This window comes from Streptomyces sp. NBC_01506 (assembly GCF_045040295.1).
GTDB lineage: Bacteria > Actinomycetota > Actinomycetes > Streptomycetales > Streptomycetaceae > Streptomyces.
The window spans coordinates 7824067-7845445 of the sequence record NZ_CP109422.1 but is presented as its reverse complement, the minus strand read 5'-3'; the positions used below and the strand labels follow the sequence as shown (position 1 = coordinate 7845445).

The following is a 21379-nucleotide window of genomic DNA, read 5'->3' as shown; positions in this document are numbered from 1 at the left end:
CACTGCTCAGTTCGGGCCACTGTCGAGCAGGACCCGACCAAGGGATATCTTGATGTCGAGCAATGTTGCAGACGCTGAGCGGAGCACCCGGTGACAGACTCGACCATCATTTACACGCATACCGACGAGGCCCCGGCCTTGGCCACGTACTCATTCCTGCCTGTGGTCGAGGCCTATGCCTCGACGGCCGGGGTCACGGTGGAGCGCCGTGACATCTCCCTGGCCGGGCGGATCATCGCCGGTTTCGCCGACCGACTCGACGCGGGACAGCGGATCGACGACGCGCTCGCCGAGCTGGGCGCCCTGGCCAGGACGCCCGAGGCCAACATCATCAAGCTGCCGAACATCTCGGCGTCGATCCCGCAGCTCAAGGCGGCGATCGCGGAGCTCCAGCAGCAGGGTTACGCGCTGCCCGACTACCCGGACGACCCGAAGTCGGACGAGGACAAGGACGTACGGGCGCGCTACGACAAGGTCAAGGGCAGCGCCGTGAACCCGGTGCTGCGCGAGGGCAACTCGGACCGCCGCGCGCCCGCCTCGGTCAAGAACTACGCCAAGGCCCACCCACACCGGATGGGCGCCTGGACGGCCGAGTCGAAGACGAACGTCGCGCACATGGACGCCGACGACTTCCGCTCCACCGAGAAGTCCGCCGTGATCGCCGAGGACGGCGCGCTGCGGATCGAGCTGGTGGGCGACGACGGGAACACCACCGTCCTGCGCGAGTCGGTGCCCGTGCTGGCCGGCGAGGTCGTGGACGTGTCCGCGATGCGCGTGGCCGCGCTGCGTGAGTTCCTTACGGCGCAGATCGCCCGCGCCAAGGCCGAGGACGTGCTGTTCTCGGTGCACCTCAAGGCCACGATGATGAAGGTCTCCGACCCGATCATCTTCGGTCACACGGTGCGCGCCTTCTTCCCCAAGACGTTCGCGGAGCACGGCCACGCGCTGGCCGAGGCCGGTCTGAGCCCGAACGACGGTCTCGGCGGGATTCTCAAGGGCCTCGAGTCGCTGCCGGACGGATCGAAGATCGCGGAGTCCTTCACGGCCGAGCTGGCCGAGGGCCCGGCGCTGGCGATGGTCGACTCCGACAAGGGCATCACCAACCTGCACGTACCGAGCGATGTCATCGTCGACGCCTCGATGCCGGCCATGATCCGCACCTCCGGCCATATGTGGGGCCCGGACGGCGCCGAGGCCGACACGCTCGCCGTCATCCCCGACAGCAGCTACGCGGGCATCTACCAGGTCGTCATCGACGACTGCCGCGCCAACGGCGCCTACGACCCGTCGACCATGGGCTCGGTGTCCAACGTCGGTCTGATGGCGCAGGCGGCCGAGGAGTACGGCAGCCACGACAAGACCTTCGAGATCCCCGCCACCGGCACGGTGCGCGTCGTGGACACCTCGGGCGAGGTCGTCCTCGAGCAGACGGTCAGCGCCGGCGACGTCTTCCGGATGTGCCAGACCAAGGACGTGCCGATCCAGGACTGGGTCAAGCTCGCCGTCAGCCGTGCCCGCGCCACCGGAAACCCGGCCGTGTTCTGGCTGGACGAGGGCCGCGCGCACGACGCCAACCTGATCGCCAAGGTCAACGCGTACCTGCCGGAGCACGACACCGACGGGCTGCGGATCGAGATCATGACGCCGGTCGAGGCGATCGCTTTCTCGCTGGAGCGCATCCGGCGCGGCGAGGACACCATCTCGGTCACCGGCAACGTCCTGCGTGACTATCTGACCGACCTGTTCCCGATCCTGGAGCTCGGTACCAGCGCCAAGATGCTCTCGGTCGTGCCGCTCATCAACGGCGGCGGCCTCTTCGAGACCGGCGCCGGCGGCTCGGCGCCCAAGCATGTTCAGCAGCTCGTCAAGGAGAACTACCTGCGCTGGGACAGCCTGGGCGAGTTCCTGGCGCTGGCCGTCAGCTTCGAGCACCTGGCGACGACCACGGGCAACGCGCGGGCCCAGGTGCTCGCCGACACGCTCGACCGCGCCACCGGCTCGTTCCTGAGCGAGAACAAGTCGCCCAGCCGCAAGGTCGGCGGGATCGACAACCGCGGCAGCCACTTCTACCTGGCGCTCTACTGGGCGCAGGAGCTGGCGAAGCAGACCGAGGACACGCAGCTCGCCGGCGCGTTCGCGGCTCTCGCCGAGACGCTGGCCGAGCAGGAGGCGACGATCGTGGCCGAACTGCTCGCCGTGCAGGGGGCCCCGGCCGACATCGGCGGTTACTACCAGCCGGACCCGGCGAAGGCGGAGGCCGTGATGCGGCCGTCGAAGACGTTCAACCAGGCGATTTCCACGCTGGGTTGATCCAGCGCGGCATACGCGAAAGCGCCGGACGGGCTCAGAAAATGAGTCCGTCCGGCGTTCTGCTTCTTCCGGTTACTTCTTCGCCGTCGCCCACGCGTGCTGGAGCGCCAGGTCGGTCTTCACCTCGGCGAGCTGGACGGCGACCGCCGAAGGCGCCGTACCACCGCGCCCGTCACGGGACGCCAGCGCGCCGGAGACGTCGAGGACCGTACGGACCTCGGGTGTCAGATGCTCGGAGATCGCGGCGAACTGTTCGTCGGTCAGCTCGTCCAGCTCGATCCCCTGCTTCTCGCACACCTTCACGCACTCGCCCGCGACCTCGTGCGCAACGCGGAACGGCACACCCTGCCTGACCAGCCACTCGGCGATGTCCGTCGCGAGCGAGAACCCGGCGGGGGCCAGCTCAGCCATCCGCTCGCGGTTGACCGTGAGCGTCGCCATCATGCCGGTGAACGCGGGGAGCAGGACCTCCAGTTGGTCGCAGGAGTCGAAGACCGGCTCCTTGTCCTCCTGGAGATCGCGGTTGTACGCGAGCGGCAGCGCCTTCAGCGTGGCCAGCAGCCCCGTCAGATTGCCGATGAGCCGGCCCGACTTGCCGCGCGCCAGCTCGGCGATGTCCGGGTTCTTCTTCTGCGGCATGATCGACGAGCCGGTGGAGAACGCGTCGTGCAGGGTGACGAAGGAGAACTCCTTCGTGTTCCAGATGATGACCTCTTCGGCGATCCGCGAGAGATTCACACCGATCATCGCGGTGATGAAGGCGAACTCGGCGACGAAGTCCCGCGAGGCCGTGCCGTCGATCGAGTTGGCGGCCGAACCGTGCTCGAAGCCGAGGTCGGCGGCGACCGCCTCCGGGTCGAGACCGAGCGACGAGCCTGCCAGCGCACCGGAGCCGTACGGCGAGACCGCCGTCCGCTCGTCCCACTGCCGCAGCCGCTCCGCGTCGCGCGACAGGGCCTGCACATGCGCCAGCACATGGTGCGCGAAGAGGACCGGCTGGGCGTGCTGGAGATGCGTACGGCCCGGCATGGCCACGTCCGGGTGCGTCTCGGCGAGTGACACCAGCGCGTCCTGGAGCTCGGCGATCAGACCGCCGACGATCCGCGCGTGGTCGCGCAGATACATCTTGAAGAGGGTGGCGACCTGGTCGTTACGGGACCGGCCGGCGCGCAGCTTGCCGCCGAGGTCCGCGCCGAGCTGTTCGAGGAGGCCGCGTTCCAGGGCGGTGTGGACGTCCTCGTCGGCGATGGTCCCGGTGAACGAGCCGTCGGCGACGGACGTCTCAAGCCGGTCGAGCCCGGCGAGCATCCGGTCCAGCTCGTCCTCGGTAAGGAGGCCGGCTTTGTTGAGCACGCGCGCGTGCGCGCGGGAGCCCGCGATGTCGTACGGCGCGAGGCGCCAGTCGAAGTGCACGGAGGCCGACAGCTTGGCCAGGGCCTCGGCGGGGCCGTCGGCGAACCGGCCGCCCCAGAGCCTGACGTCACCGGTGTTGCTGCTCACTACGGGGTGCTCCTTGGACTGCGGACGGGACTGCGGACGGGCTCGCGATGAGCCCGTCCGGCGATTGATGACGTGAGCGACGTGGCTACACCAGGTCGCGCTTCGCGGCGATCTTGGCCGAGAGGCCGAACAGCTCGATGAAGCCCTGCGCCTTGGACTGGTCGAAGGTGTCGCCCGAGTCGTACGTCGCCAGGTTGAAGTCGTACAGCGACTCCTGCGACCGCCGGCCGGTGACGACGGCACGGCCGCCGTGCAGCGTCATCCGGATGTCGCCGGTGACATGCTGGTTGGCCTCGTTGATGAAGCCGTCCAGGGCCCGCTTGAGCGGGGAGAACCACAGGCCGTCGTAGACCATCTCGCCCCACCGCTGCTCGACCTGCCGCTTGTAGCGGGCCAGTTCGCGCTCGACGGTGACGTTCTCCAGCTCCTGGTGGGCGGTGATCAGCGCGATCGCGCCCGGGGCCTCGTACACCTCACGGGACTTGATGCCGACGAGCCGGTCCTCGACCATGTCGATCCGGCCGATGCCCTGGCCGCCGGCCCGCTCGTTGAGCTGCTGGATCGCCTGGAGGACGGAGACGGGCTTGCCGTCGATGGCGACCGGGACGCCCTCCTTGAAGGAGATGACGACCTCGTCGGCCTCGCGGGGCTCCGCCGGGTTGGAGGTGTACTCGTAGATGTCCTCGATCGGACCGTTCCAGATGTCCTCCAGGAAGCCCGTCTCGACGGCCCGTCCGAAGACGTTCTGGTCGATGGAGTACGGGGACTTCTTGGTGGTCGCGATCGGGAGGTTCTTCTCCTCGCAGAAGGCGATCGCCTTGTCACGGGTCATCGCGTAGTCGCGGACCGGGGCGATGCACTTCAGCTCGGGGGCGAGGGCGACGATGCCGGCCTCGAAACGGACCTGGTCGTTGCCCTTGCCGGTGCAGCCGTGGGCGACGGTGTCGGCGCCGTGCTTCTTGGCTGCGGCCACCAGGTGCTTGACGATCGTCGGCCGGGAGAGCGCCGAGACCAGCGGGTAGCGGTCCATGTAGAGCGCGTTGGCCTTGATCGCCGGGAGGCAGTACTCCTCGGCGAACTCGTCCTTGGCGTCGGCGACCTCGGCCTCGACGGCACCGCAGGCGAGCGCGCGCTTGCGGATGACGTCCAGGTCCTCGCCGCCCTGACCGACATCCACGGCGACGGCGATGACCTCGGCGCCCGTCTCCTCGGCGATCCAGCCGATGGCGACGGAGGTGTCCAGGCCCCCTGAGTAGGCGAGTACGACGCGCTCGGTCACGGGTTTCTCCTTACGGTGCATACGCTGATGGGTATAACTATGCAGTGCACCGTATGTTTTGTCAACGCGGCCCCTAGGCGGTTGGGCCGTCGCTCTCCGTGATCAACGCCGCCAGTACCCCGGGGTGGCCGTGCTCCAGGTCCTTGGTGGCCGTGAGCAGGGTGAGGGTGCCGCCGGCGGCCAGTTCGCGGAGCCGTTCGAGGGCCTTGGAGGCGGCCGATCCGGGGTCCGCCAGCTCCGCGCGGTAGCGGTCGGCGAACTCCGCGTACTTCTGCGGGTCGTGCCCGTACCACCTGCGCAGCTCGGGAGACGGGGCCGCCGTCTTCAGCCAGTCGTCGAACACGGCGTCGGTCTTGGCGAGTCCGCGCGGCCAGAGCCGGTCGACCAGCACGCGCGTCCCGTCGTCCGGCGCCACCGCCTCGTAGACCCGGCGGACCCGTACCTCGGGCACCTCGTGTGCCGGCTTCTTCTCACTCATACGTCGTCCCGTCCCATCCGGTCTCGTCCGGCCTCGTCCTGTCTCGTCCTGTCTCGTCCGGCCTCGTCCGGCCTCGTCCGTCCCATCTCAGGGATATGTCTCGACGCGCGGGATATGCGGCGCCGACAATAGATGCCATGGGAAAGCACTACGAACGGATCGACGGCCGCATTCGCACGTTCATCGAGGAACAGCCCCTCTTCTTCACCGCAACGGCCCCGCTCGCCGACGACGGTCACGTCAACCTCTCGCCCAAGGGCCGCTCGGGCAGTCTCGTCGTCCTGGACGAGTCGACGCTCGCGTATCTCGACTTCGGCGGCAGCGGCGCCGAGACCATCGCGCATCTGCGCGAGAACGGCCGCATCACGCTGATGTGGTGCGCGTTCGACGGCCCGCCGAAGATCCTGCGGGTGCACGGGCGCGGGGAGCCGGTGTTCCGGGACGATCCGCGCTGGGCGCAGTACATCACGCACTTCGCGGACGCGGACGGGCCGAGCGCGCGGGCGATCATCGTGGTCGGCGCGGTACGGATCAGCGACTCGTGCGGGTTCGCCGTCCCCTTCATGGAGTACCGGGAGGAGCGCACCCAGCACGCGCAGCACTTCGCCAGGAAGTCGGACGACGAGTTCGCGGCGTACTGCGAGAAGAAGGAGTACGTGGGCGTGAGCCTGGACGGGCTGCCCGCACTCCCGCTGCCGCTCCCCCCGCGTACCGACCTGCCCGCCGACGTCGCTCGTTCGGCGTAGCGGGGCGTCGACCTGAGAGGCCGTCACCCCGTGACCGGCATACGGTCCGAGCATGCGCGTCCTTCTCTCGCTCGGCTCCGTCCTGCTCGCCGTCGTCGCCACCGTCGCGGCGGGGCCGGTCGCGCCCGCCGACACCTCCGTGCCGCTGCCCGAGCGGATGGCCGACACCGGCGGCGGCCGCCAGTTGATCACCGCCGAGGCCGCCACCACGGGCGCGACCACGGGCCGCGTCACCTGGTGGGACCGGCGCGGGGGCCGCTGGGTGGCGGCGGGCTCGGCGGACGCGCGGTTCGGCTCGGGCGGACTGGTCCCAGGGACCGAACGCGTACAGGGCACCTCGACCACACCGACGGGGCTGTACGACCTGCCGTACGCGTTCGGCATCCGGCCCGCGCCGCGCGGGACCCGTTACGCGTACCGCCCGGTGACCGACCGGTCCTGGTGGTGCCAGGACAACGACTCGCGCGCGTACAACCGCTGGGTCGAGGGTCTGCCGGCCGACTGCCGCGCGGGTGAGGCCGAGAAGCTGACCGACTACGGCACCCAGTACGCCCACGCCCTGGTCATCGGCTTCAACTACCACCGGCCGGTGCGCGGCCGGGGCGCCGCGATCTTCCTGCACGTCAACGGCAAGGGCGCGACGGCCGGTTGTGTCTCCGTGCCGGCCGAGGCGATGCGCCGCATCCTGACGTGGGCCGACCCCGGCCGCTCACCGCATATCGCGGTGGGCACGGCGTCGGGGCGTACGGCGATCACGAACTACTGAGCCGCTGCCGATCCCGTGCCGGCGCCGCCCGGCGCTCAGCCGTCCTTCTGGGCCAGCCGCAGCAGATGGTCCGCGAGCGCCTGCCCGCCCGCCGGGTCGCGGCTGATCAGCAGCAGCGTGTCGTCGCCGGCGATGGTGCCGAGGATGGGCCGCAGCTCGGCCTGGTCGATGGCCGAGGCGAGGAACTGGGCGGCGCCCGGCGGCGTACGGAGCACCACGAGGTTGGCGGACGCCTCGGCGGAGATGAGCAGTTCGCCGGAGAGACGCCGCATGCGCTCCTCCTTCGCGGACTCGCCGAGCGGGGCGTGCGGGGTGCGGTAGCCGCCCTCGCTGGGGACCGCGTAGATCAGCTCGCCGCCGGTGTTGCGGATCTTCACGGCGCCCAGCTCGTCCAGGTCGCGCGACAGCGTCGCCTGGGTGACGTTCAGACCGTCGTCGGCGAGGAGCTTGGCGAGCTGGCTCTGGCTGCGGACCGGCTGGCGGTTGAGGATGTCCACGATCCGGCGGTGCCGCGCCGTGCGGGTCTGCGGGACGGACGGGCCGATGTGCTCGGCCGCGCCGCTGGTGCCGCCGTTCCCGCCGCCGGTGGCGCTCGTCCCGTTCCCGCCGTTCGTGTCGATCCCGTTGTGCTCGGGTGCCTGCGCCTCGGTCATCGTCGTCTCATTCCCCGGATCGTCCGTCCCCGTGTGTCCCCTGGGCGGTGTCGAGGATGCCCGGCAGGGCCCGGAGGAACGTGTCCACCTCGTCGTCGCCGATGATCAGCGGTGGCATGAGCCGTACGACATCGGGAGCTGGCGCGTTCACCAGGAGACCGGCATCCTGAGCCGCCCGCTGCGCCTGTGGCGCCAGCGGCTCGGTGAGCACGATACCCAGCAGCAGCCCCGCGCCACGGACATGGGAGACAAGCGGGTGTCCCAGCGCCTCGATCCCGTCGCGCAGCCTCTCCCCCAGCCGCTTCACCTGATCGAGCGCGCCGTCGGCGCCGAGGGTGTCGAGCACGGCGAGTCCGGCGGCGCAGGCGACGGGGTTGCCGCCGAAGGTCGTACCGTGCTGACCGGGCTTGAGCAGGTCAGCCGCCGGGCCGAACGCGAGCGTCGCGCCGAGCGGCAGTCCGCCGCCGAGACCCTTGGCGAGCGTGACGACATCGGGCTCGACGCTCTGGTGGGCCTGGTACTCGAACCAGTGCCCGGTCCGCCCGACCCCCGTCTGGACCTCGTCGAGCACCAGCAGGGTGCCGGTGGCGCGGGTGATCTCGCGGGCCGCCTCGAGGTATCCCCTGGGCGGGACGACGATGCCGTTCTCCCCCTGGATCGGCTCGATGATCACCAGCGCCGTCTCCTCGGTGACGGCGGCCCTGAGCGCGTCGGCGTCTCCGTACGGAACGTGCGTGACCTCGCCGGGCAGCGGCAGGAACGGCTCCCGCTTGCCCTGCTGCCCGGTGAGCGCGAGCGCGCCCATCGTGCGGCCGTGGAAGCCGCCGTCGGTGGCGACCATATGGCGGCGGCCGGTGAGCCGGCCGATCTTGAACGCGGCTTCGTTCGCCTCGGCGCCCGAGTTGCAGAAGAAGACCCGGCCGGGGCGGTCGGCGAGGTCGATGAGCCGTTCGGCGAGGGCGACGGGCGGGCCCGCGACGTACAGGTTCGACACATGCCCGAGGGACGCGATCTGCCGCGAGACGGCGTCGACCACGGCGGGGTGCGCGTGCCCGAGTGCGTTCACGGCGATACCGGCGACGAAGTCGATGTACGCGGTGCCGTCGGCGTCCCACACGGTGGCCCCGGCGCCGCGCACGAGGGAGAGCGGCGGGGTGCCGTAGTTGTCGGCCATGACGTGCTGCCAGCGCCGCGTCAGCTCCTGGTTGCTGTTGCTCTCGTCGGTCATGACGCTCCCCCTTCGGTGGTGTTCTCCTGGCCGTCGGGGACGACCATCGTGCCGATGCCCGAGTCGGTGAAGATCTCCAGCAGGATCGAGTGCTGTACGCGGCCGTCGAGCACGCGGGCGGTGTTGACCCCGTTGCGTACGGCGAACAGACAGCCCTCCATCTTCGGCACCATGCCGCTGGACAGCTCGGGCAGCAGCTTCTCCAGCTCGGTCGCCGTGAGCCTGCTGATCACGTCGTCGTTGTTCGGCCAGTCCTCGTACAGACCCTCGACGTCGGTGAGGACCATCAGTGTCTCGGCGCCGAGCGCGGCGGCGAGCGCGGCGGCGGCGGTGTCGGCGTTGACGTTGTAGACATGTCCGTCGTCGGCGCTGCGCGCGATGGAGGAGATGACCGGGATACGGCCGTCGGCCAGCAGCGCCTCGATGGCCCCCGGGTCGATGGCGGTGATCTCACCGACGCGGCCGATGTCGACCAACTCGCCGTCGATACGCGGCCGGTGCCGGGTCGCCGAGATGGTGTGCGCGTCCTCGCCCGTCATGCCGACGGCGAGCGGGCCGTGCTGGTTGAGCAGGCCGACGAGTTCGCGCTGGACCTGGCCGGCGAGCACCATCCGTACGACGTCCATCGCCTCGGGCGTGGTGACCCGCAGCCCGGCCTTGAACTCGCTGACCAGCCCGTGCCGGTCGAGCTGCGCGCTGATCTGGGGGCCGCCGCCGTGCACGACGACCGGCTTGAGTCCGGCCTGCCGCAGGAAGACGACGTCCTGGGCGAAGGCGGCCTTGAGGTCTTCGTCCACCATGGCGTTGCCGCCGAACTTGATGACGACGATCTTGCCGTTGTGGCGGGTGAGCCAGGGCAGCGCCTCGATGAGGATCTGTGCCTTGGGCAGCGCGGTGTGCTTGCGGGCCGTCATGAGCTGTACGCGCTGTTCTCGTGGACGTAGTCGGCGGTGAGGTCGTTGGTCCAGATGACCGCCGACTCGCTGCCTGCGGCGAGGTCGGCGGTGATCCGCACCTCCCGGAAGCGCATGTCGACCAGGTCGCGGTCCTCGCCCACGCAGCCCTTCTTGCAGACCCAGATGTCGTTGATGGCGACGTTCAGTTGGTCCGGGTCGAAAGCGGCGGAGGTCGTGCCGATGGCGGACAGCACCCGGCCCCAGTTGGGGTCCTCGCCGTGCAGCGCGCACTTGAGGAGGTTGTTACGGGCGATGGAGCGGCCCACTTCGACGGCGTCGTCCTCGGTCGCCGCGTTGATCACCTCGATACGGATGTCCTTGCTGGCGCCCTCGGCGTCGCCGATGAGCTGGCGGCCCAGGTCGTCGCAGACGGTGCGGACGGCTTCGGCGAACTCCTCGTATCCGGGAGTCACTTGGGAGGCGCCCGAGGCGAGCAGCAGCACCGTGTCGTTGGTGGACATGCAGCCGTCGGAGTCGACCCGGTCGAAGGTGGTCCGGGTGGCGGCGCGCAGGGCCGAGTCGAGCGCGGCGCTGTCGACGTCGGCGTCGGTGGTGAGCACGACGAGCATCGTGGCGAGGCCGGGGGCGAGCATGCCCGCGCCCTTGGCCATGCCGCCGACGGTCCAGTTGTCGCCGCCCGCGACGGCCGTCTTGTGGACGCTGTCGGTGGTCTTGATGGCGATGGCGGCCTTCTCGCCGCCGTGCGGGGAGAGTTCGGCGGCTGCCTTCTCGATGCCGGGCAGGAGCTTGTCCATCGGGAGGTTGATGCCGATGAGCCCGGTGGAGGCGACGGCGATCTCGCCGGAGCTGTGGGAGTCGGGGTCGGCCTCGTTCAGTACCTGGGCGACCTTCTCGGCGGTGGCGTGCGTGTCCTGGAAACCCTGCGGGCCCGTACAGGCGTTGGCGCCGCCGGAGTTGAGGACGACGGCGGAGATCTGACCGCCCTTGACGACCTGCTCCGACCACAGGACGGGGGCGGCCTTGACGCGGTTGGAGGTGAAGACGCCGGCGGCGGCGCGGCGCGGACCGGTGTTGACCACGAGGGCCAGGTCCGGGGTGCCGCTGTCCTTGATCCCGGCGGTGATGCCCGCCGCCGTGAATCCGCCTGCTGCCGTGACGCTCACTGCATCTCCTTGGTCGGGTGGGTGTCGTTGGTCGGTTGTCCGTGTTCGGGGGTCGGTTGTCTGTGCTCGGGCCCGTTCACGGTGCGACGCCGGTGGCCGGGAGGCCGGTCTCCTCGGGCAGCCCGAGCGCGATGTTCATGCTCTGGACCGCGCCGCCGGCCGTGCCCTTGGTGAGGTTGTCGATGGCGCTGATCGCGATGACGCGGCGGGCGTTGACGTCGAGGACGACCTGGACCTGTACGGAGTTGGAGCCGTACACGGACGCGGTCGCGGGCCACTGCCCCTCGGGCAGGAGCCGTACGAACGGCTCGTCGGCGAACGCCTTCTCGTACACGCTCCGTACGTCCGCCGCGGTGACGTCCGGCTTCGCCTTCGCGGAGCAGGTGGCGAGGATGCCGCGCGACATGGGCGCGAGGGTGGGCGTGAAGGAGACGCCGACGCGCTCCCCGGCCGCCGCGCTGAGGTTCTGGATCATCTCGGGGGTGTGCCGGTGTCCGCCGCCGACGCCGTACGGGCTCATCGAGCCCATGACCTCGGATCCGAGCAGATGCGGCTTGACCGCCTTGCCCGCGCCGGACGTACCGGTGGCGGCGGTGATCACGGCTTCGGGCTCGAGCAGCCCCGCCCCGTACGCGGGGTAGAGCGCGAGCGAGACGGCCGTCGGATAACAGCCGGGCACCGCGACGCGCCTGGACCCCTCCAACGCGGCGCGGGCGCCCGGCAGTTCGGGAAGGCCGTAGGGCCAGGTGCCGGCATGGGCGGAGCCGTAGAACGCCTCCCAGTCGGCGGCGTCCGCCAGCCGGAAGTCCGCGCCCATGTCGATGACGAGCACGTCGTCGCCCAACTGCTCGGCGACGGCGGCGGACTGCCCGTGCGGCAGCGCGAGAAAGACCACGTCATGCCCGGCGAGCACGTCGGGGGTGGTCGGCTCCAGGACGCGATCGGCCAGCGGCCCGAGATGCGGTTGGAGGGCACCGAGGGGCTGACCGGCGTTAGAGTTGCCGGTCAGGGCGCCGATCTCGACCCCGGGGTGCCCCAGGAGCAGCCGGAGCAATTCCCCGCCGGCGTATCCACTGGCTCCCGCCACCGCTGCACGTACTGCCATCGAAGCCCTCCTCGTCGATGGCATGACTATACGTAGCTTCGCAGCTTTATGCAATGACGCCCCCGACGGAGGACGCCCTAACGGAGGACCGAGGGCGCGAAACCGAAGCCGCCGTGGTCGCGCATCCGGTAGTTGTCCCCCTCGATGCTGATGATCTCGGAATGGTGGACGAGACGGTCGATCACGGCCGAGGCCACCGCGGAGTCGCTGAGGACCAGGTCCCAGCCGCTCAGGGGCTTGTCGCTGGTGACGATCAGCGAGCCGCGCTCGTAGCGGTGCGCGACGAGGCGGAAGACGAGCTGGGCCTCGTCGGCCTGTAGGGGGAAGTGGCCCAGTGCGTCGACGATCAGCAGGGGGTAGCGGTCCAGCAGGGCCAGTTCCTCGGTGAGGCGGCCTGCGGCTCTGGCGACGGCAAGGCGGGCGGCCCACTCGACAACGGTGGCGAACAGCACCTGGTGGCCGGCCTGGCAGGCGCGGGTGCCGATAGCGACGGCGAGATGGGTCTTGCCGGTGCCGGGTGGGCCGAGGAGGACCACATTCTCCTTGGCGGTGATGAAGTCCAGCTTGCCGAGCATCGCCACGGCCTCCCGGTCGAGCGACCGGGGGTAGTCGTGGTCGAAGTCCTCCAGCGCCTTGGGGGCGGGGAAGCCCGCGGCGCGGATACGGGACTCGGCGCCCGGACCTCCGGACGGCGAAGCGGAAGCCGACTTCACCGCCGAAGCCGAAGCCGAAACCGAGGACGATGCGGGGGCGGGAGGCGACGCCCGCCCCGCTGACGTGACGTCGTCGTGGCGCCCGGCGGACGGGTGCGGGATCAGTCGCAGCCTCCCTTCTGCGTGGCTGGCCTCATGGCCGCCGCCCTCATGTCCACCGGACCCGTGACCGCCCTTCCGCGACTCCAGCATGGGGCCCGACATATAGGCCAGAATCGCGGCGGACAGGATGAAGGCCATGTGGATCACGGTCCCCCACATCAGCGCGTGCCGTGAAGTGTGGTGCACGTCGACGAACATCTGCAGCAGATGGACGGACGAAATGCCCACGATGGCGGTGGCGAGCTTGACCTTGAGCACGTTCGAGTTGACGTGCGAGAGCCATTCCGGCTGATCGCGATGGCCCTGGAGGTTGATGCGCGAGACGAAGGTCTCGTAGCCGCCGACGATCGTCATGATCAGCAGATTGGCGATCATCACGACGTCGACCAGTTTGAGGACGGCGAGCATGACATAGGTCTCGTCGGCGTGACCGTTGATGACATGAACGATTAATTTCCACAGCTCGTTGAAGAACTTGTAGACGTAGACACCCTGCGCCGCGACCAGGCCGAAATAGAGCGGGGCCTGGAGCCAGCGAGTGGCGAAGAGGGCGTATCCGAGCGCCGCGGGCGCGAAACTCGCGACATCCCTCGGGTCGCGGAACGAGCCCGGGGCCGGAGCCGGGGATGAACAGAAGTGGTCGTGGGCGGACGTGTCATGACTGGGCAACGACATCTCCAACGACTGCGACGACGGGTGGCTCGATCATTCTGACGGGCCTCCGCCGACAATTTGAATTCGGTGCACTCGTTGGGATGAATAGAATTTCATTAGGACAAGATCCACTTCGTGCGGATGCACGTCACACGCACATCACGCGCTGATTTCAGCAGGGTGAACGGGAGCCCTTGGGCAATGGAAATGGGGGCCGCATTGCGAAATCGGTGAAGGGGAAGGGCACGGATAATTTGAGGGTGTCCGGCACGGGCGCAGGCCGATACGGACGACGACGGTCGCGTCGATCTCCTGGCGCGATGTCATCGTGTTGCTGCTCGGCAGACCCTGCACCCAGGACGCATGCGGGAGATCGCCGCGGCGGTGCTGCACCAATCCCCCCGCGGGAGGCAGCGGTGACGGGGGACGTACGAGTGCCCCTGATCCCTCGGGCGGTTGACACGCCGTTGCCGCCACTGGACGCAGTGGCGGCAACAGGTGGTGGGCTGGGCCCGTTCTGCGGAAATGAGTGAGGGCGGCGCGGTTATCCTCGCGCCGGGGATCTGGTGATGAGAAGCCGGGCGGACACAGCGGAGAGCGCGAGCAGTCCGAGCCCGGCTCCGACTGTGAAGCTCAGGACTGCCGAGGAGGAGCCCGCGAAGCCCGCGAACACCAGCACCGGCACGATGCGGCAGGCGATGGCCCAACCGCGTCGGCCTTCGGCCGCGAAGTGCCGGGCCACGATGAAGAACGCGGCGCACAGGGCGAGGTAGCCCACCATGCCCGCCACGAGGTGTACGGCGCCGTGCGGGCTGATCGAGCCGGCCGAGTCCTCCGGGGTGCCCGCCGGGAAGCCCTTGCCCGGGTCGGCGCTGAAGACCCCGGACACCAGGAACGAGACACCGAGCACGCCGATCAGCCGGGGAACCCAGACTCCGCCGGGGGTGTCGCGCATCGCCCGGTGCAGCCCGATCGCACCGGAGACGAGCAGGACTGCGGCCAGGAGGAAGGAGACCACCTGGATCCAGCCCGCCGAGCCCAGGCTGAGTTGGCTGATGGCGTTACGGGTGAAGTCGAAGCCGTCTCGCGTGAAGCCCTGGATCACGCCCGCGCCCAGGAACAGCGGGCCGGCCACGATCCCGGCGCCCAGCAGGGTCCGTGTCGACGGTCGGATCGAGGTCGCGGAGTTGATGGGGGCGTGCCTGTCGGTGCTCGTGACGCTCGTCGTGTGGGTCATGGAATTGGCCTCCGGGGTATTGGTCGTCAGCGCTGCGTTTCACATGGGTAGACCGGTCGCGACCCGTGTTCTCATCGGACGGAGCGGCCTCGGTATGCGCGGGGGCTCGTACGGTCCCCGGCCGGCCGGGGAGACTTTCCTAGCTACCGCCCACTTCGCCCATCCGCGCGAAGGTGTCGTGGACGATCGCGGCGCACGCGGCGGCGTCGGTGGCCAACCCCTGGTGGTCGCCCGGGAATTCGACCGTCTTGGTGCCGAGGCCGTCGGCCAGGGACCGGGCGCTGAGGAGGGGTACGCCCGCGGGTGAGGCGGTTCCGGCGCCGACGACGATGGGTACCGGGCCGGAGCGCAGAGCGGCGATGTCGGGTTCGTAGCGCAGTACCGGCAGCAGCACGTGTCCGAGGAAGAGATCCAGATTCCCCTGGATGCGGCCCATCATCTCCAGTGCCTCGGGAGGCAGCGAGGAGAAGTCGGGCATGCTCGGCGCGGCGGCGTCGTCGCCCTCGACGGTGGCCACGAACTTCTGCATGGCCGGCCCGGGGCCGTGCTCGCGGTAGGTGTCGTACACCTCTTGGAACTTCGCCCGCCAGTGCGCGCGCTCGGGCAGGATCTCGGGGATCGGCGGCTCGTGAACCAGCAGGCCACGGACCTGCCCGGGGTGGCGCGCCGCCAGCTCGAGGCCGGTGAGGGCGCCTCCGCTGTTGCCCAGGACGTACGCGGGTTCGTCGCCGAGGGCTCCCAGAAGCAGGTGTGCGTCGTCGGTGAACGTCGGGACGTCCTGGTCTCGCGGCGCTCCCGTCAGGGGGCTGCGGGAGAACCCGCGCTGGTCGTAGCTGACGACGGTGTACCGGTCGGCGAGCACTGCCGCGAGTGCGGCCAGAGCCCCGGCGTCCGCGGGCGCTCCGGGGATCATCAGCAGCAGCGGCCCCGAGCCCCGGACCTCGTAGTGCAGTTGTGCTCCGGGAACAGGCAGCGTGTTGATCTGGGTCTCGTGCATGGTGTGTCCGTTCTTGATGAGTGGTGAGATCAGGCGGTGCGGTACGTCAGGTCTACGACGCCCGTGGAGAAGGTGGCCGATCGGACGAGTTCGACGGGCATCGAGGTGGCGCCCTCGGGGAAGAGTCGTCGTCCCGAGCCCAGCACGATCGGATGGACCAGCAGCCGGAGTTCGTCCACGAGGCCCGCGTGCAGCAGTGCCCTGGTCAGCGTGAGGCTGCCCGAGAGATGGATGGCCTTTCCGGGCTGCCGCTTGAGCCCGGCCACCGCCTCGATGACGTCGCCGTCGATGAGGCTCGTATTGGTCCATTCGGTCTTGGCCAGGGTGGTCGAGGCGACCAGTTTGCGGATGTCGTTCAGCTTGTCGGCCAGCGCGCCGACCTGATCCGGCCAGACGGCGGCGAACGATTCGTACGTCGTACGCCCCAGCAGCAGGGTGTCCGCCGCGGCGTGCATCGACTCGACCGCCTCGCCCATCTCCTCGTCCACGTAGGGGAAGTGCCAGGTTTCGGGGGCCTCCACGACGCCGTCCAGCGACATGAACAGCCCGGCCACGATCTTGCGTGAAGCGGACAACGAAGCTCCTCGATGAAGGAAGGGGTCAGGGCTCCTCACCTGCGGCGGCGTTCCGTCCAGCAGGTGCGGTGCGATCAACGATGCCGTCCGGGACAGGGGGTATCAACGCCTGATCCCGCTACGATCGTTAAGTCGAACTAAAGGGGGAGCGTTGCTGGAACGGCATGAGGCAGAGGTGTTCCTGGCACTGGCCGAGGAACTGCATTTCGGGCGTACCGGTGAGCGGCTGGGAATCACCACCGGGCGGGTGAGCCAGACCGTCAAGAAGCTGGAGCGGATGGTCGGCGCGCCCTTGTTCGAGCGCACCAGCCGCCGGGTGCTCCTGACGCCGATCGGCCGGCAGCTCGCCGAGGACCTGGCACCTCACGTCGTCGGCATGGACGAGGCCGTACGCCGGGCCGTCGACGCCGGGCGCGGAATCACCGGCGACCTGCGCGTGGGATTCCTCAGCTCCGTCGCGGGCCAACTTCTGTTGAAGGCGGTCGCGTTGTTCGGTGAGCGTTACCCCGCCTGCGAGGTGCACATCCACGAGACCCAAGGGCATGACGCCGTCGTGCGTCTCAGGCGCGGCGACGTCGATGTGCTGATCACCGACGTTCTCATCGCCGCCCAGCCTGACGTGGTGGCCGGGCCGGTCCTGCTGGCGGAGCCCCGTCTGTTGGCCGTGGCGACGGGGAACCCGCTCGCCGGGCACGTGGCGGTGTCGCTGGAAGAACTGGCCGGCCACCCGATGATCCTGGTCCCGGCCGATATGCCCGACGCCTTCAGCGAGGACCGCAACCCCGCGCACACGCCGTCGGGCCTACCGATTCCGCGCGGCCCGCGGGCTGCCAGTTTCACCGAGACCCTCACCCTGGTCGCCGCCGGTCGCGGGGTGTTCCCGGTGGGCGAGAACGTCGCTCGGCTCTACCCCCGCCCCGACATCGCCTACGTTCCCTTCATCGACGCGCCACCGATCCGATGGGGCACGATGTGGCTGCGAAGCAACACCACGCATCGTGTCCGGGAGTTCGTCCGGGCGGCAGGTGACGCCGGCCGCGCCACGTAGCGGCGCACCGCCGCCCACCCACCGCTTACCCGCCGCTTCGGCCGGCCAGGGCGTCGCGCAGCCGTCGTGCCTCCTTCACCACGCGGGACTTCGGCGGCAGGGACGCCATCTCCGTCAGGGCGGGTATCTCCTCGCGGGCCCCGGCTCGGGCGGCGAGGTCCGTCGCGAGCACCAGCAGATCGCTCAGACCGTGGACGCGCGCGCCGGACGACCGCTGCCGGGGCAGCAGTTGGGGCAGCAGCCCCGACAGCACCGGCCACACCGCCCTCGCCCCTACGGCCGCCGAGGCGTCCCTCAGCCCGGACGTGAGGCGGGAGGCCACCGGCGCCGTCAGCTCGCCGAGGGCCGCGGCCAGTCGCGCCGGGTCCAGCTCCCCGCGCGAGACCAGGACGACCAGTGCGTCCACCGCCGCGGCCCGCTGCTCACGGCGGTCCTCGTTCAGCCCTTCGGCCAGTGCGCGGTGCATCGCCTCGCCCTTGACGCCGGGCATCGACGCGATCCGCACCAGGGTCAGGCAGTCCATACGCGCACCGGTGCGGCGCACGATGTACCAACCCCAGTCGGCGAGGATGTCCGGGTCGCACGGCAGGTCCTCCGGGCGGCAGGGGAACGCCGAGCTGACATGGACGGGGCTGCGCCCCTCGGTGGGGCCGGGTCCGGCCAGCAGGGTGGCGAACGGCTCGGGGTAGGCGGCCGGAGCCATGTCCCGTCCCCCCGTGCGCAGTTGGTCGGCGAGGCGGTGCCCGGCGGGCGAGGTCAGCACGGCGGCGGCGTCCCGTACGTCCGGATCGTCCTGCGGGGCGACCCGCAGCAGCGCCTGCGCCAGATCCACCGGGCCGGGCTCGACCCCCAGTCGCTCGTACTCGGCTATCCGTACGACGAGTTCGGCCGCCGCCACCGTACCGTCGTCGTGTGTCGCGGTGGCGAGAGGGAACGGCGTCGTGACGCCCTTCCGAAGCCTGCCGATCAGCTCCTGGCCCCGAAAGTCCACCATGGTGCCGTACATCGACCCGGTGCCCGGATACCGCACCTCGCACACGGCCGCCGCCACCGCCAGGGGGTTCCACGGTTGGTGTCCGGCGTGGGCGAACCAGTCGAGGTGGTCGGCGATCCCCGCCCGCAGCGCGGTCGCGAGCCCTTCGCGGTCCCGGTGGGCATGGCGAATCAGACGGTCCAGCAGGGCGTCCTCGAACGGGCCGTCGTGCTGGTGGCGGCGCCACCAGACGCGGAGGGTCGCGGCGACGTCCTGCGGGGTGTCGTCCTGCGGCACGTCCAGCCGCGCCGCCATCGGCGGTGGGGGCGGGGCGATGTCGGGCTCGGGCTCCGGGTCCGCGAACGGCGCGGGCGCCTCTGCGCCCTGCGGCAGATGACGGGCGATCAGCCGCTCGACGCGCTCCCGCAGCGCCGTGTCCTCCAGCGAGTCGCGTGCCTGTGCCAGGACGGCACCTGCGGCGCCCGCGGTCTCCGGCTCCTGCCGGAAAGCCCTTTCCAGCCAGGTGAGTTGGGCCCGGACCAGCTTCTTCTCCGGGCGCGCCAGCACATCGCCCGACACCTCCACGACCCGGGCCGGCGTCAGCACCGCGCCGAGCACCCGCCCCGCTCAGCCGGGGATCGTAGTACCGGGCAGCCGCCACGTCGGCCACGGCGAGCAGCGCCGCGGCGGACACCTCGGGTTCGGTGAGGACCCCGTCGAAGAAGCGGGGGACGCACCCCGGCCGGGGTGCGTCCCCCGCTGGTCTCCAGCGCGAGGGCGCCCCCGGCGGCGTCGAGGGCGGACGGGGCGCGATAGGTGTACGTCGTGGTGGTGGCTGTCGGCATGTGACGGAACATTAGACCGAGGGTCTGACACTCCCGTTCGCTCCCGGTCAGCGGGCGCGCTGGTCGATGAGTACGGCCAGACCGTCCAGGATGCATCGCAGGCCGAACTCCCATGCCTGGTCCTGCCCCCCGGACTGATCCGTCGACGCGAGGGCCGCTCCGAGGGCGGGGAAGCGCTCGCCGTGGGCCCGCATCAGGTCGCCGAGAACGGCGTTGAGCTGCGCCTCGGGACTGCCCTCGGGGCCCGCCGCCCGCGCCTGCTGGGTGATGCCGCGTACATGGCCGACCAACAGGACGACCGCGTCCATCCGCTCGGCACCGGTCAGCCCCGTACCGTCCAGCGCGGAGACGGCGCGCTCCGTCCAGGCCAGCTCCGCGGGCCCCATGATGCGCGGTCCGACGACGGCGTCCAGCGCCCAGGGGTGGCGGCGAAAGGCCGCGAGGAGACCGTGCGCCCAGTTCTCCAACTGCGCGCGCCAGTCGGCGGGCTGCTCGGCCACCGCCGGTGGTGGACCGATCGCGGCCTCGACCATCAGCGCGACCAGCTCGGCCTTTCCCGGCACGTACCGGTACAACGCCATTTTGGTGACGCCCAGTTGCGCGGCGACCCGCTGCATGGAGACGGCCGACAGCCCCTCGGGGTCGGCGATCTCGATTCCGGCCCGTGCGATGCGGTCCAGGTCGAGCGTCGGCCGGGGACCTCGCGTCGGCTTGGCGCGCGGGCCCCACAGCAGCCGCGCCGTCTCGGCGTGCCTGTCGCCCATCCCTGTCGTCCCTTCCGCCGTGGACTTGTCGAGCCGAGTAACTGTGTCTATCGTACTCAGTTATTAACCGTGTCCGTCGGACACAGTTATCGTTCCAAAAAATGTCCCATGACCGTTTCCACGAATGGAGAACCCATGAACAGGAACGTCCTCATCTCCGGCGCGAGCATCGCGGGCCCGGCGCTGGCCTACTGGCTGGGTCGCCACGGCTTCCACCCGACCGTGGTCGAGCTGGCCCCGGCCCTGCGCGGCGGCGGCCAGGCCGTCGACTTCCGCGGCGACACGCATCTGACCGTGCTGGAGCGCATGGACCTCCTGCCCGAGCTGCGCCGGATACAGACCGGCGGCTCCCCGATGCGCTTCGTCGACGAGAGCGGCCGGACGCTGTTGCGTCTGCCCGCCGAGTTCGCCGGCGGTGCCGTCGAGGTGCCGCGCGGCGACCTGGCACGGCTGCTGTACGAGCGCGGCCTCCCCCACACCGAGTACGTCTTCGGCGACTGTGTCACCGGCCTCACCGAGGGCCCCTCGGGCGTGCGGGTCGACTTCCGGCACGGCGCCTCCCGCGAGTTCGACCTGGTGATCGGCGCGGACGGGCTGCATTCCAACGTCCGTCGACTGGCCTTCGGCCCGGAGAAGGACTACGTGAGCCACCTCGGGTACTACGCCGCCACCTGGCAGTCGCCCAACGACCTTGAGGTGGAGACGGGTTCGGTCGGCTACAACACACCGGGGCGGCTCGCCTCCGTAGGAGCCGACCACCGGGACCCCTCCCGGGCGGGGGCTTTCTTCGTCTTCGCCGCACCCGAGCTGTCGTACGACCGCCACGACCCGGAGCAGCAGAAGCGGTTGATCGCCGACGCCTTCTCCGGTCTCGGCTGGGAGGTGCCCCGCCTGCTCGACTCACTGCGCCGAGCGCCCGACCTCTACTTCGACTCGATCAGCCGCGCGGACGTGCCCACCTGGTCCACCGGCCGGGTGGCCCTGGTGGGTGACGCCGCGTGCGGCGCCACGATCGGCGGGATGGGCACAGGCACCGCCGTCGTGGCCGCCTATGTGCTGGCCGGCGAACTCGCGCGGGCCGCGGACGACCACCGCGCGGCCTTCACCCGCTACGAGCACCGGCTGCGGCGGTACGCCGAGGGCTGCCAGACCGGCGGCGAACGCACGGGGAAGTTCCTCGCACCCGGCACCGCGACCGGCATACGCCTGCGCAACGGCGTGCTGTCCAAGCGCCTGTTCCTGAACTGGATGCTGAAGGTGGGCGAAAGGGTCAGCAGCGATGTGGCCCTGCCCGACTACGGCATAGCCTCGCTCTCCTGAAGAGGG

19 protein-coding genes are annotated in these 21379 nt (G+C 70.2%); 5 read left to right on the top strand and 14 right to left on the bottom strand.

The window, feature by feature from the left end:
- Positions 1–90 precede the first annotated feature (90 nt).
- Positions 91–2310, top strand: coding sequence for an NADP-dependent isocitrate dehydrogenase (locus tag OG329_RS35195; RefSeq protein ID WP_405800648.1), 2220 nt, complete (start codon positions 91–93; stop codon positions 2308–2310).
- Positions 2311–2382: 72 nt separating this feature from the next.
- Here the strand turns inward: OG329_RS35195 and argH are convergent, their stop codons facing one another.
- The 3 genes from argH to OG329_RS35180 form a co-directional block, all read right to left on the bottom strand.
- A complete protein-coding gene (gene argH, locus OG329_RS35190; RefSeq protein ID WP_405800647.1) occupies positions 2383–3810 on the bottom strand; it encodes an argininosuccinate lyase in 1428 nt (475 codons plus the stop codon).
- 85 nt (positions 3811–3895) lie between these two features.
- Complete coding sequence (locus tag OG329_RS35185) at positions 3896–5089, bottom strand: argininosuccinate synthase (protein ID WP_405800645.1); 1194 nt, start codon at positions 5087–5089, stop codon at positions 3896–3898.
- Between the two features lie 73 nt (positions 5090–5162).
- Positions 5163–5567: a DUF488 domain-containing protein gene (locus tag OG329_RS35180; RefSeq protein WP_405800643.1), complete on the bottom strand. Its 405-nt coding sequence runs from the start codon at positions 5565–5567 to the stop codon at positions 5163–5165.
- A 137-nt stretch (positions 5568–5704) separates the two neighbouring features.
- Between OG329_RS35180 and OG329_RS35175 the strand changes: the two genes are divergently transcribed.
- Together OG329_RS35175 and OG329_RS35170 are read left to right on the top strand one after the other, a co-directional pair.
- A complete protein-coding gene (locus OG329_RS35175) occupies positions 5705–6313 on the top strand; it encodes a pyridoxamine 5'-phosphate oxidase family protein (protein ID WP_405800642.1) in 609 nt (202 codons plus the stop codon).
- 52 nt (positions 6314–6365) lie between these two features.
- On the top strand, positions 6366–7079 hold the full coding sequence (locus OG329_RS35170; protein ID WP_405800641.1) for a L,D-transpeptidase: 714 nt from the start codon (positions 6366–6368) through the stop codon (positions 7077–7079).
- A 35-nt stretch (positions 7080–7114) separates the two neighbouring features.
- Here the strand turns inward: OG329_RS35170 and OG329_RS35165 are convergent, their stop codons facing one another.
- The 9 genes from OG329_RS35165 to OG329_RS35125 form a co-directional block, all read right to left on the bottom strand.
- Positions 7115–7732, bottom strand: coding sequence for an arginine repressor (locus OG329_RS35165; protein ID WP_405800640.1), 618 nt, complete (start codon positions 7730–7732; stop codon positions 7115–7117).
- Between the two features lie 7 nt (positions 7733–7739).
- On the bottom strand, positions 7740–8960 hold the full coding sequence (locus tag OG329_RS35160; RefSeq protein WP_405800639.1) for an acetylornithine transaminase: 1221 nt from the start codon (positions 8958–8960) through the stop codon (positions 7740–7742).
- Positions 8957–9874: an acetylglutamate kinase gene (gene argB / locus OG329_RS35155; RefSeq protein WP_405800637.1), complete on the bottom strand. Its 918-nt coding sequence runs from the start codon at positions 9872–9874 to the stop codon at positions 8957–8959. The genes OG329_RS35160 and argB overlap by 4 nt, the downstream gene beginning before the upstream one ends.
- The gene (argJ, locus tag OG329_RS35150; protein WP_405800635.1) at positions 9871–11040 is read right to left on the bottom strand and encodes a bifunctional glutamate N-acetyltransferase/amino-acid acetyltransferase ArgJ; all 1170 of its coding nucleotides are present in this window, start codon (positions 11038–11040) and stop codon (positions 9871–9873) included. Before argJ ends, argB begins: the two co-directional genes overlap by 4 nt.
- A 76-nt stretch (positions 11041–11116) precedes the next feature.
- Positions 11117–12145, bottom strand: a complete 1029-nt coding sequence (gene argC / locus OG329_RS35145; protein ID WP_405800633.1) for an N-acetyl-gamma-glutamyl-phosphate reductase — start codon at positions 12143–12145, stop codon at positions 11117–11119.
- Positions 12146–12222: 77 nt separating this feature from the next.
- On the bottom strand, positions 12223–13629 hold the full coding sequence (gene istB, locus OG329_RS35140; protein ID WP_405800631.1) for an IS21-like element helper ATPase IstB: 1407 nt from the start codon (positions 13627–13629) through the stop codon (positions 12223–12225).
- Positions 13630–14158: 529 nt separating this feature from the next.
- A complete protein-coding gene (locus OG329_RS35135; protein WP_405800629.1) occupies positions 14159–14851 on the bottom strand; it encodes a DUF998 domain-containing protein in 693 nt (230 codons plus the stop codon).
- A 139-nt stretch (positions 14852–14990) separates the two neighbouring features.
- Complete coding sequence (locus OG329_RS35130; RefSeq protein ID WP_405800627.1) at positions 14991–15848, bottom strand: alpha/beta hydrolase; 858 nt, start codon at positions 15846–15848, stop codon at positions 14991–14993.
- 29 nt (positions 15849–15877) lie between these two features.
- On the bottom strand, positions 15878–16423 hold the full coding sequence (locus tag OG329_RS35125; RefSeq protein WP_405800626.1) for a dihydrofolate reductase family protein: 546 nt from the start codon (positions 16421–16423) through the stop codon (positions 15878–15880).
- Between the two features lie 151 nt (positions 16424–16574).
- Between OG329_RS35125 and OG329_RS35120 the strand changes: the two genes are divergently transcribed.
- Positions 16575–17471, top strand: a complete 897-nt coding sequence (locus OG329_RS35120) for a LysR family transcriptional regulator (RefSeq protein WP_405800625.1) — start codon at positions 16575–16577, stop codon at positions 17469–17471.
- A gap of 25 nt (positions 17472–17496) precedes the next feature.
- Here the strand turns inward: OG329_RS35120 and OG329_RS35115 are convergent, their stop codons facing one another.
- Both OG329_RS35115 and OG329_RS35110 read right to left on the bottom strand, forming a co-directional pair.
- On the bottom strand, positions 17497–19050 hold the full coding sequence (locus tag OG329_RS35115) for a hypothetical protein (RefSeq protein WP_405800623.1): 1554 nt from the start codon (positions 19048–19050) through the stop codon (positions 17497–17499).
- Positions 19051–19336: 286 nt separating this feature from the next.
- A complete protein-coding gene (locus tag OG329_RS35110; RefSeq protein WP_405800622.1) occupies positions 19337–20053 on the bottom strand; it encodes a TetR/AcrR family transcriptional regulator in 717 nt (238 codons plus the stop codon).
- A 135-nt stretch (positions 20054–20188) separates the two neighbouring features.
- On the opposite strand from OG329_RS35110, the gene OG329_RS35105 reads away from it, so the two are divergent.
- Positions 20189–21373: an FAD-dependent monooxygenase gene (locus tag OG329_RS35105; protein WP_405800621.1), complete on the top strand. Its 1185-nt coding sequence runs from the start codon at positions 20189–20191 to the stop codon at positions 21371–21373.
- Positions 21374–21379 lie beyond the last annotated feature (6 nt).